This window comes from Buchnera aphidicola (Chaetosiphella stipae setosa), from assembly GCF_964059095.1.
Classification (GTDB): domain Bacteria; phylum Pseudomonadota; class Gammaproteobacteria; order Enterobacterales; family Enterobacteriaceae; genus Buchnera_J; species Buchnera_J aphidicola_BP.
This window is the reverse complement of record NZ_OZ060394.1, coordinates 115,332-127,780: the sequence shown is the minus strand read 5'-3', so window position 1 is coordinate 127,780 and position 12,449 is coordinate 115,332. Positions and strand designations below refer to the sequence as shown.

Below are 12,449 nucleotides of genomic sequence, written 5' to 3'. Positions count from 1 at the left end.
ATTATTTTACCTATCTACATCAGACATAACAAAATCAATACTTCCTAAATATACAACTAAATCCGACACTAAACTACCATTAATTACAGACGGAATCTGTTGTAAATGCGGAAAACTTGGAGTACGAATTCTTGTACGATAACTCATATTACTTCCATCACTAAAAATATAGTAACTATTAATACCTTTAGTAGCTTCAATCATTTGAAAACTTTCTCCTGGCGGTATGATAGTACCCCAAGTAACCTGTAAAAAATGTGTAATTAAAGTTTCTATATTTTGTAACGTATTCTCTTTTGATGGAGGAGTAGTTAAAGGATGATCAGATTTATATGGACCTTCAGGCATATTTTTTAAACATTGCTTTAATATTCGTAAACTTTGATAAATCTCTTCTACTTTAATCATAACTCTATTATAACAATCACTGTTTCCATCACCTAAAGGAACTTCAAAATCAAAATTTTCATATCCTGAATATGGTCTAGCCTTTCTAATATCAAAATTTATTCCTGTTGCACGTAATCCAGCTCCTGTGATGCCCCAAGATAAAGCTTCTTTTTTAGAATATCTAGCCACTCCTTTAGAACGAGATATTAAAATACTATTTTTTAAAGCAACTTTAATATAAAAATTTAATCTTTTAGGTATCCATTTTAATAATTTTTTTAAATAAATGTTCCAACCTTGAGGTAAATCATGTGCTAATCCGCCTATTCTAAACCATGCAGGATGCATTCTAAATCCAGTAATAAATTCTATAACATCATATACTTTCTGACGATCAGTAAAAGCCAAAAATACAGAACTCATTGATCCTACATCTTGAATAAAAGTAGAAATATACAATAAATGACTATTTATACGAAATAATTCAGAAATCATTACTCGAATACACTCTACTCTTTTTGAAACAGTGATTCCTGCTAACTTTTCAATAGCTAAAACATAAGGCATCTCATTAATACATCCTCCTAAATATTCAACTCTATCAGTATAAGGTATATAACTATGCCATGTTTGTCGTTCAGCCATTTTTTCAGCCCCACGATGATGATATCCAATTTCAGGAACACAATTAATAATTTCTTCTCCTTTTAACTGTAAAATAATTCTAAAAGCTCCATGAGCAGCAGGATGATTAGGACCAAAATTTAAAAACATAAAATCTTCATTATTTTGCGTTCTACTCATTCCCCAATCTTCTGGACAAAATTCTAAAGATTTCATTTCTTTTTCTTCTATATCTTGATTTAAAAAATATGGAGAAAATTCAGTTGCACGCGCAGGATAATCTTTTCTTAAAGGATGTCCTACCCAATTTCTCGGCATAAGAATACGAGTTAAATTAGGATGATTTAAAAAAGTAATACCAAACATATCCCATACTTCTCTTTCATACCAATTTGCATTTGGAAAAATTTTTGTAATAGTATCAATAGTTAAATCGTTTTCTAATAAAGGAACTTTAATAATAAGATCTGAATTATCGTAAACTGATAAAAAATGATAAAATATAGAAAAATCTGTTTTCAAAAAAATTATTTTATTAATTCGAGTTCTTTCGTCTATTGCATGTAAATCAAATAACATATCGTAAAATTTATTTTTTTCACATAAAAATTTAATAAATTGTAATAAATTTTCTTTTTTAACCCAAATAATTGGAAAATCAATAAATTTTGATTGAACTAAAAATTTTTTTGGACCAAAAAAACTATATAATTTTTTAATAATAGAAAAATGAAAATATTTTTTAGGATCATTTTTTTTATTTTTATAAAAATATTTTTTATTTACGTCTGTCATAAATCTTTAAACACCTTATTATAAAAAATTCTTTAATAAAATTTTTAAAACTTTAGTTTAAAAAATTTTAACTAAATTTTATTTGGATCTTTAAAATCATACATAGCATTAACTTTTGTACGATTTCTATCTTTTTGAGATCGCATATTTGCTTTATATATTTTTTGATCTCCGACAATCCACGAAAGAGGTCTTTTTTCTTTAGAAATAGATTTTTGTAAAAGCATTAAACCTTGAATATATGCTTCTGGACGAGGAGGACAACCTGGAATATATACATCTACAGGCAATATTTTATCTATTCCTTGTACAACTGAATATATATCATACATTCCTCCAGAATTAGCACAAGAACCCATAGAAATAACCCATTTAGGCTCTAACATCTGATCATATAAACGTTTAATAATCGGAGCCATTTTAATAAAAGGAGTACCAGCAATAATCATAACGTCCGCTTGTCTTGGAGAAGCACGGAAAACTTCTGATCCAAAACGAGAAACATCATGTACAGAAGTAAAAGATGTAACCATTTCAACATAACAACATGATAATCCAAAATTGTACGGCCATAAAGAATTTTTACGCCCCCAATTTACTATAGAATGTAAAACATTTTTTAAACTACAAAAAAATATATTATTTTTTAATAAATTACTTTTTGAAATATTAGATGAATCTTTTTTAATATCTTTTGATATATTTTTTTTATTAAAATGAATTTTTGTTAAAGTATATTTCATAAAAATTTTTCTCTTAAAAATTAAATCATCTAAAATATTAATGATTGTTAGAAATCCAAGACAATGCTTGTATACGAAATAAATATAATAAAGATAATAATATCATAAAAATAAATAAAGAAATCTCAACAAAACCAAACCAACCAACCTCTTTAACACAAACAGACCATAAATATAAATACATTGATTCAATATCAAAAATAACAAAAAACATTGCTATTAAATAAAATTTTATAGAAAATCTTAAATTTGCATCTCCAGTTGCCGGAGCTCCAGATTCAAAAGGAACATCTTGAATATCAGAATAAGAACGACCACCTAATATATAACTAAAAAAAGATACTATACAACAAAAACAAATTATAAAAAAAATAAAAGAAATCACACCAATATATTTCATAATGTCATAATTAACCATATCTGCCTTCTTATTTAAAAAAAATTTATAAATAATATTTAGAATATATTATAAAAAAAAAAATACTTTAATAATATTAATTTATATAAAAAATATTATTTTAAATATAATAACATTGTTAAAAATTTTTTTTTAAAACAAATAATAATAAAAATTTTTTAAAAAACCATTCATGTCATACATTTTAAAATAATTTTTTCTAAAAAGACTTGAGGTATTTTAAAAAGACCCCATCTTAATTATTATCAATACAAAATTAAGCATTCTTATAAAATTTCATAAATTTTTAAAAAAAAAAAATAATTTAAAAAAAAACACTCTAAATTTTTTTTTGAAATAATTTATATAGGAAAAAATATGAGCAAAATTATTGGAATAGACCTAGGAACAACCAATTCCTGTGTTGCAATTATGGATGGAAATAAAGCAAAAGTTCTAGAAAATTCTGAAGGAGATCGAACAACCCCTTCAGTTATTGCATATACTGAAAATGGAGAAATACTTGTAGGACAACCAGCTAAAAGACAAGCAATTACAAATCCTAAAAACACATTATTTGCTATTAAAAGATTAATTGGAAGAAAATTTCAAGATGAAGAAGTACAACGCGATATTGAAATAATGCCATATAAAATAATTAAAGCAAAAAATGAAGATGCTTGGATTAATATTAAAAATAAAAAAATCGCTCCTCCTCAAATATCAGCTGAAGTACTAAAAAAAATGAAAAAAACTGCAGAAGATTATTTAGGAGAAAAAATTACTCAAGCAGTAATTACAGTCCCTGCATATTTTAATGATGCTCAAAGACAAGCAACAAAAGATGCGGGGAAAATAGCTGGTTTACAAGTAAAAAGAATTATTAATGAACCAACTGCAGCAGCATTAGCATATGGATTAGATAAAAATAAAGGAAACAAAACTATAGCTGTATATGATTTAGGAGGTGGAACATTTGATATTTCTATTATTGAAATTGACGAAGTAGATAAAGAAAAAACTTTCGAAGTTTTAGCAACTAACGGAGATACTCATTTAGGAGGAGAAGATTTTGATAGTAGACTAATAAATTATTTAGTAGAAGAATTTAAAAAAGAGCAAGGATTTAATTTAAAAAATGACTCTTTAGCTATGCAAAGACTAAAAGAAGCTGCTGAAAAAGCTAAAATTGAATTATCATCTGCAAAAGAAACAACTGTCAACCTTCCTTATATAACTGCAGATTCTACTGGACCTAAACATTTAAATATAAAAATAACTAGAACAAAATTAGAATCTCTTGTAGAAGATTTAGTAGAAAAATCAATAAAACCATTAGAAATGGCTTTAAAAGATGCTAAACTTTCAATTAAAGACATTCATGAAATTATATTAGTTGGCGGACAAACAAGAATGCCTTTAGTGCAAAAAAAAGTCTCACAATTTTTTGGAAAAAAACTAAGAAAAGATGTCAACCCAGATGAAGCAGTAGCTGTAGGAGCTGCAGTACAAGGAGGAGTATTAGCAGGTGATGTAAAAGATGTATTATTGTTAGATGTAACTCCATTATCCTTAGGAATTGAAACTATGGGTGGAGTGATGACTGCTTTAATTAACAAAAATACAACAATTCCTACAAAACATAGTCAAATTTTCTCAACAGCTGAAGATAATCAAACTGCAGTAACAATACACGTGTTACAAGGTGAAAGAAAACAAGCATCGAATAATAAATCATTAGGACAATTTAATTTAGATGGAATAGAACCTGCTCCTCGTGGAATGGCACAAATCGAAGTTACATTTGACATTGATGCTGATGGAATACTTCATGTATCTGCAAAAGATAAAAAAACAGGAAAAGAACAAAAAATAACAATTCAAGCTTCTTCAGGATTAAAAGAAGAAGAAATAAAAAAAATGATTTCAGATGCAGAAGCAAATGCAGAAGAAGACAGAAAATTTGAAGAACTTGTTCAAATTAGAAATCAAGGAGATCAAATTTCTCATAGTACAAAAAAACAATTAAAAGAATGTGAAAAAAGATTAAATCCAGAAGATAAAAAAAATATCGAAATAGCATTAAATAATCTTGATAATTCTTTAAAAAAAGAAGATAAAAAAGATATTGAAAATAAAATACAAGAGTTATTAAAACATTCTTCAAAATTAATAGAAGCAACAAAAAAAAATAATTCTACAAATGAAAATACAAAAAAACAATCTACAAATAAAGAAAAAAATAAAGATGAAAATGTTGTTGATGCTGAATTTGAAGAAGTTAAAGATAAAAATAAAAATTAATTAAAATATCTTTTATTAATATAAGCGGGCAAATGCCCGTTTTTCCTTTGTATTACATTCTGATAGGGACAAATAATAAATATATGGCAAAAAAAGATTATTATGAAATTTTAAATATCTCGCGTTCTGCTACTGATAGAGAAATTAAAAGAGCATATAAAAGACTCGCAGTAAAATACCATCCAGATCGTAATAAAAACAGCAAAATTTCAGAAAAAAAATTTAAAGAAATAAAAGAAGCATATGAAATATTAATTAATCCTCAAAAAAGAGCAAATTACGATCAATATGGACATTCAACTTTTGAAGAAAATACATCAGGACATGATTTTCATGAATCTTTTACAACTTCAACAGATTTTGGTGATATTTTTGGAGATGTTTTTGGTGATATTTTTGGAAATAGAAAAAAAAAATATAAAAAAGGATCAGATTTAGAATATGAAATTACTTTGAACCTCGAAGAAGCAGTGAAAGGAACAAAAAAAGAAATTCATATTCCTTCCTTTCAAAGATGTGATTCATGTCATGGAACAAAAGCACAAGTAGGAACACAACCTGAAAATTGTAATACCTGTCATGGAACAGGAAATATTCATATGAGAAAGGGGTTCTTTACAGTACAACAAACATGTCCATCATGTCGAGGACATGGTATTTTTATAAAAAATCCTTGTATTTTATGTAATGGACTCGGAAAAATAAAAAAAATAAAAAAACTAGCTATTAAAATTCCTCCTGGAGTAGATAACAATGATAGAATAAAATTAAATAATGAAGGAGAAGTAGGTGAAAATGGATCAAATCCAGGAGATCTTTATATTCTAATAAAAGTAAAAAAACATAATATTTTTAAAAGAAAAAATAACAACCTATATTGTGAAATACCAATTAGTTTTCCTATGGCTGCTCTAGGTGGTGAAGTCAAAGTTCCCACTTTAAATGGAAAAATAAAACTTAAAATTCCAGAAGAAACTCAATCAGGAAAATTATTTCGAGTTAAAGGAAAAGGAGTAAAGTCAATTCGTAGTTCATTAACGGGAGATCTATTATGTAAAATAGTTGTTGAAACTCCAATTAATTTAAATGCATATCAAAAAAATTTATTAAATGAATTTAAAAATAGCTTAAAATCTCATAGACAAGAAAAAAATAATCCGCGTTCAAAAAGATTTTTTGATGGCGTAAAAAAATTTTTTGACAATCTTACAAGATGATTTTTTTTATAAAAAAAGCAGCATTAATTTCTAAAATTTTTTTATTTATTTAGAAATAATTCTGCTTTTATATCATACATTTCTTTATTCAACTATTTCTTCAAGTCTTTTCCAATTTTCTGTATTCTTATATATAAATTTGATTTATATCTCGCTGCCTTATTTCTATGTATTATATTTTTCATAGAATACTTATCAATTAAAGATTGCATTTTTTTAAAAAAAAATAAAGCTTGAGGAAAATTTTTAGAAGAAATGAATAATTTCACTTTTTTAACATATGTTTTAATAATAGATTTTTTTTTATTATTATTTTTTCTTTGTTTTTCTGATCTTACAGAATTTTTTTTAGATGATTTAATATTCGCCAAATTTAATTCCTTTAATATAAATATTTTTATAATTAATATATTATACTGAAAATGATATATTTATATAAAATATAAAAAAAATTTTTTTTAAAAAAAATATTAATATTTAAAATTAAAAAATATTTTCATAAAGAGATATACAATGAAAAACTACAAAAAAACTTTGAATTTACCTAAAACACAATTTTCAATGCGAGGAAATCTACCTATAAAAGAACTACAAATTTTAAAAGAATGGAAAAAAAATGATTTATATAAAATTATTCTTCATTCTAAAAAAAATAAAAAAGTATTTTTTGTACAAGATGGCCCGCCATATGCAAATGGAAAAATACATATAGGACATGCATTAAACAAAATCCTTAAAGATATAATTATTAAATTTAAAAACTTATCTGGCTATAAAACTCCATTTATACCATGTTGGGATTGTCACGGATTACCTATCGAGCATAAAATTGAAAAAAAATATTCTCAAAAATTTAAAAAATTTAAAAAAGAGGATATTCGAAAAAAATGTAAAAAATACGCTTTAAAACAAGTCGAATTACAAAAAAAAGATTTTATAAGACTTGGAGTATTAGCTAATTGGAAAAATCCTGAATTAACAATGGATTTTAAAAATCAAGCAAAAATTATGAAAAATGTTCAAAAAATTCACGAAAAAAACTATTTATATCAAGATAAAAAACCTACACATTGGTGTATAAAATGTCAGTCATCATTAGCAGAAGCGGAAATAGAATATCAAGAAAAAAAATCTGATTCTATATATTTTTCCTTAAAATATGAAAATAAAAAAAAATTTTTTAAAAAATTTAATATAAATTGTGAAGAAAATATTAAAAATATATATATCATTGTTTGGACAACTACTCCATGGACACTTCCTGCAAGCCAAGCAATATCTATCAATCCTAATTTTACATATAATATAATTCAAATAAAAAATAAAATATATATTCTTTTAAAAAAAAAAACAAAGAAAATTTTAAAAATTTTAAAAAAAAAAAAATATAAAATTTTACATTCAATATATGGACAAAAATTAGAAAATTTATTATTTAATCATCCTTTTTTAGATTTAAAATTACCTATAATTCTTAGTAAATATGTAGTTCTCGATCTTGGAACAGGTTGTGTACATACTGCTCCAGCACATGGAGAAGAAGATTATAAATCTTGTAAAAAATATAATATTTCTCCAAAAAATGTCATTGATTCTTTTGGAAAATACAAAAAAAATATACATAAAAAATTAAATAAAAAAAATATATTTCAATCTAATGAAATAATTATTAATCTTTTAAAAAAAAAAAAATCTTTATTAAAAAATAATATTATTAAACATTCATATCCTTACTGCTGGAGACATAAATCTATTGTTATATTTCGCTCAAATAAACAATGGTTTATTAAAATAGATACTAAAGAAATTAAAAATAAAATTATCAAAAAAATAAAAAAAATTTCCTGGATTCCCAATTGGACAAAAAATAATATGATATTATTAATAAAAAAAAGACCAGATTGGTGTATTTCTAGACAAAGAAATTGGGGAATTCCTATACCTGTATTTACTCATAAAAAAACAGGATTATTACATAAAAAAACAAATTTTTTTATAAAAAAAATATATTCTACTGTCAAAAAAAATGGAATAGAGGCATGGTGGAAACTTGATAAAAAAGAATTATTAGGAAATGATGAAAAAAAATATAAAAAATCTCAGGATATTTTAGATGTATGGTTTGAATCAGGATGTATAAATGCTAATTTAACATATCCTTCTCTAAAAAAATATCGAGTTGCAGATTTATATATAGAAGGAACTGATCAACATCGCGGGTGGTTTATGTCCTCTCTAATTTTATCTATAATTATCAAAAATAAAATACCATACAAAAAAGTTATTACACATGGATTTACGATTGATAAATATGGAAAAAAAATGTCTAAATCTATTGGAAATACGATTAATCCACAAAAAATAATCAAAAAATACGGAGCAGATATTTTACGTTTATGGGTTGCATCTAGTAATTATTCAAAAGATATTTCAATTTCTAACGAAATAATTAATCAAACAATAGATTCTTATAGAAAAATTCGTAACACAGCAAGATTTCTTTTAGGAAATATATATGATTTTAATTTCAAAAAAGATCGTATACATGAAAATGAAATGTTAAAAATAGATTTATGGGCAATTGAAAAAACCTTTCAAACACAAAAAAAAATAATCAAATCTTATCAAGAATATAAATTCCATAAAGTAATAAAATATATATTACGATTTTGTTTTATAGATATGAGTTCACTATATTTTGATATAATCAAAGATAGATTATATACATCTTATAAAAATAGTTCAAATAGAAGAAGTTGTCAAACAACAATATATATTATTAATAAAATTCTTGCTCTATGGATTTCACCAATCATTCCATTTACGTCATACGAAATCTGGAAAAATATACCGTTTGAAAAAAATATTAACAAAATATTTCAAATAGAATGGTTCAAAAAATCACATTTCATGTTAAAACAAAATACAATAAATAAAAAAAAATGGAAAAAAATATTTTTAATTAAAAATGAAATAAATCAATTGATTGAAATAAAAAAACAAAAAAAAAATATAAATAATTCACTACAAGTTGAAATTGTATTATATCTTAAAAAAAATTTATTTGAAGAAATAAAAATCTTTAAAAAAGAACTAAAATTTATCTTTTTAATATCTAAATGCTCCTTAAAAAATTATTTACATGCACCAAAAAATATAAAAAAAAATGAAAATATTTCTGGATTAAAAATCAATCTTAAAACATATATAGGAAATAAATGCGAAAGATGTTGGCATTATTACAAAAAAAATAAACTTATAAAAAAACAAGAAATATTAAAAATCTGTGATAGATGCTATCAAAATATTAAAAAAAAAGAAAAAAAAAGAACTTTTGCATAAATGAAAATAATAAAATATATTCAAAAAATAAAATATTTGTACATGATATTTATTCTTTTTATTATAAATTGTTTTTTAGAAAAAATAATTTTATTAAACTGTCATAAAAATACAAAAAAAATTATAAATCCGTTTTTGAATATACAACAAATAAAAAATTATGGATTCATATTTGGATTCTTTGAAGAAAAAATAAAAGAAAAAAAAGTTTTTTTTTATAGCATAAATATAATCTTTTCAATACTAATAATTTTATTAATATATCTCTTGTTTAAGATAAATAAACGAAATAAATTAAATTATATTTTCTTAATTAGTGGAGCTTTAGGAAATTTATATGATAGATTAAAATATGGATATGTAATAGATTTTATTGATTGTCATTACAAAATGTATCATTTACCTATATTTAATATTTCAGATATAAATATATTTTTTAGTTTATTATTATTAATAATTTAAAAAGATTTTTAAAATATTAATAAAACACTTTTTAAAATACATCAATTTTTTAAAAAAATTAAAAAATTATAATATATGTATTCAAAAATTTGAGAAATGAAAAATGAATAAAAAAAAAATTAAAATTGCTATTTCTGGTGCATTAGGAAAAATGGGTCAATCTTTAATCAAAGAATCAAAAAATTTTAAAAAAATACAAATAACATCATTAATAATTAAAAAAAAACAATTAAAAAATATACATAAAATAAATAAAATTACCAAAAAAAATAAAAAAATAAAAATTTTTACAAATATAAAAAAAAATTTAAATTTTGACGTTTTAATAGATTTTACAAATCCAAAAAATACTATAAAAAATTTAAATATCTGTTATCAAAATAACAAAAAAATAATTATTGGAACAACCGGATTATCAAAAAAAGATTATTTAGATATTAAAAAGAAATCTGAAAAAATTAGTATACTATACTCATCTAATTTTAGCGTTGGAATTAATTTAATCTTTAAAATTCTCAAAATAATTACAAAAAATTTAGGAAAAGATTCTGATATAGAAATTCTTGAATCACATCATAGATATAAAAAAGATTCACCATCTGGAACAGCATTAGATTTAGGGAAAAATATTGCTCAAAACATGAAATGGAATTTTAATGAAGTATCTGTATTTAATAGAACAAAAAAAAATGAAAAAAAAACACAAAAAGAAATTGGATTTAATAGCATTAGAGCAGGTAAAATTATTGGAAATCACTCTGTAATATTTGCAAAAAAAGAAGAAATATTAACCATTAAACATCAAGCATTCAATAGAAAAGCTTTTTCTATAGGAGCAATTAAAGCAGCTATTTGGATTAATCAAAAAAAAAATGGCCTTTTTAATATGAAAGATGTATTGAAAATATAAATTTTAAAACAAATATTTTTTTTATAAAAATAATTTTTAATTTGTATATATTTTTTAAAATTTTATAAAAATATTCAAATATTTCAATAAATATTTAAAAATAGGAAAAAAAAATTGAATAAAACAGCTATTTTGATGTTACAAGATGGAACTACTTTTTTCGGAAAATCTATTGGAATACATGGAATAAAAACAGGAGAAATTGTATTTAACACATCCATGACAGGATATCAAGAAATTTTAACTGATCCTTCCTATAAAAATCAAATAATTACTTTTACATATCCACATATAGGAAATGTAGGAACCAACTCTGATGATGAAGAATCATCATTAATACATGCAAAAGGACTAATAATACGAGAAATATCTCAGATGTCTAGTAATTACAGAAGTCAAAAAACTCTTCTTCAGTATCTATTAGAAAAAAAAATTTTAACTATCACTAATATTGATACAAGAAAATTAACTAGAAAAATTCGAGAACAAGGCTCACAAAAAGGATGTATTATATGTCTAAAAAAAAAAATTACTTTCAAAAATTATGAAGAAATCTTGAAATATAAAAAAGAAAATTTTTTAGAAAAAAAAAAAAAAACAAAAGAATATATATATCAATGGAAAGAAAAATACTCAAATTCTTTCATTGAAGATAAAAAAAAAATAGAATTAATTAATAAAAAAAAAAACCATATTGTAGTGTACAATTTTGGAATAAAAAAAAATATGCTACGTATGTTAAAAAGGAGAAACTGTAAAATAACTATTGTTCCAAAAAACACGAATTATAAAGATATTCTCAAACTCTCTCCAAATGGAATTTTTCTTTCTAATGGACATGGAGATCCTAGGAAAAATATAAAATCAATTAATTCTATCAAAAAATTATTAAAATATAATATCCCTATGTTTGGAATTTGTTTAGGACATCAAATTTTAGCGTTAGCTAACAATGCTAAAATTATCAAAATGAAATTCGGACATCACGGAGCAAACCATCCTGTACAAGATGTAATTACAAAAAAAATATATATTACATCGCAAAATCATAACTTCGTTATTGATAAAAAATCATTACCTAAAAAAATTTTAATAACACATATATCTCTTTTCGATCAAACAATACAAGGAATAAAAATCCTTCAAAAACCCATGTTTAGCTTTCAAGGTCATCCAGAATCTCATCCTGGACCACATGACATTTATTTTCTATTTAATAAATTTATAAAAAAAATAAATAAATATCAATAAAAACATATACATAG

The 12,449-nt window shown here is 23.0% G+C and carries 10 protein-coding genes; 6 read left to right on the top strand and 4 right to left on the bottom strand.

Annotation, left to right across the window (positions count from 1 at the left end; all coding sequences use genetic code 11):
- Window positions 1–6 precede the first annotated feature (6 nt).
- From nuoC to ndhC, 3 genes are all read right to left on the bottom strand, one after another.
- Window positions 7–1,809, bottom strand: a complete 1,803-nt coding sequence (gene nuoC, locus AB4W52_RS00565) for an NADH-quinone oxidoreductase subunit C/D (protein ID WP_367675414.1) — start codon at window positions 1,807–1,809, stop codon at window positions 7–9.
- Window positions 1,810–1,880: 71 nt separating this feature from the next.
- Window positions 1,881–2,552: an NADH-quinone oxidoreductase subunit B gene (locus AB4W52_RS00560; RefSeq protein ID WP_367675413.1), complete on the bottom strand. Its 672-nt coding sequence runs from the start codon at window positions 2,550–2,552 to the stop codon at window positions 1,881–1,883.
- A gap of 37 nt (window positions 2,553–2,589) precedes the next feature.
- Window positions 2,590–2,970, bottom strand: coding sequence for an NADH-quinone oxidoreductase subunit A (gene ndhC / locus AB4W52_RS00555; RefSeq protein ID WP_367675412.1), 381 nt, complete (start codon window positions 2,968–2,970; stop codon window positions 2,590–2,592).
- 357 nt (window positions 2,971–3,327) lie between these two features.
- Between ndhC and dnaK the strand changes: the two genes are divergently transcribed.
- Both dnaK and dnaJ read left to right on the top strand, forming a co-directional pair.
- The gene (gene dnaK / locus AB4W52_RS00550; protein ID WP_367675411.1) at window positions 3,328–5,253 is read left to right on the top strand and encodes a molecular chaperone DnaK; all 1,926 of its coding nucleotides are present in this window, start codon (window positions 3,328–3,330) and stop codon (window positions 5,251–5,253) included.
- 83 nt (window positions 5,254–5,336) lie between these two features.
- Window positions 5,337–6,470 (top strand): molecular chaperone DnaJ, encoded by a 1,134-nt coding sequence (gene dnaJ / locus AB4W52_RS00545; protein ID WP_367675410.1) that lies wholly within the window; start codon window positions 5,337–5,339, stop codon window positions 6,468–6,470.
- Window positions 6,471–6,562: 92 nt separating this feature from the next.
- Here dnaJ and rpsT read toward each other — a convergent pair whose 3' ends face one another.
- A complete protein-coding gene (rpsT, locus tag AB4W52_RS00540; RefSeq protein WP_367675409.1) occupies window positions 6,563–6,841 on the bottom strand; it encodes a 30S ribosomal protein S20 in 279 nt (92 codons plus the stop codon).
- Between the two features lie 142 nt (window positions 6,842–6,983).
- Between rpsT and ileS the strand changes: the two genes are divergently transcribed.
- The 4 genes from ileS (at window position 6,984) to carA (ending at window position 12,435) form a co-directional block, all read left to right on the top strand.
- Window positions 6,984–9,812: an isoleucine--tRNA ligase gene (ileS, locus tag AB4W52_RS00535; protein ID WP_367675408.1), complete on the top strand. Its 2,829-nt coding sequence runs from the start codon at window positions 6,984–6,986 to the stop codon at window positions 9,810–9,812.
- Window positions 9,813–10,274 carry a signal peptidase II gene (gene lspA, locus AB4W52_RS00530; RefSeq protein WP_367675407.1) on the top strand — a complete coding sequence of 154 codons (462 nt, stop codon included), beginning with the start codon at window positions 9,813–9,815 and terminating at the stop codon, window positions 10,272–10,274.
- A 103-nt stretch (window positions 10,275–10,377) separates the two neighbouring features.
- On the top strand, window positions 10,378–11,184 hold the full coding sequence (gene dapB / locus AB4W52_RS00525; protein WP_367675406.1) for a 4-hydroxy-tetrahydrodipicolinate reductase: 807 nt from the start codon (window positions 10,378–10,380) through the stop codon (window positions 11,182–11,184).
- A 114-nt stretch (window positions 11,185–11,298) separates the two neighbouring features.
- The gene (carA, locus tag AB4W52_RS00520; RefSeq protein WP_367675405.1) at window positions 11,299–12,435 is read left to right on the top strand and encodes a glutamine-hydrolyzing carbamoyl-phosphate synthase small subunit; all 1,137 of its coding nucleotides are present in this window, start codon (window positions 11,299–11,301) and stop codon (window positions 12,433–12,435) included.
- Window positions 12,436–12,449 lie beyond the last annotated feature (14 nt).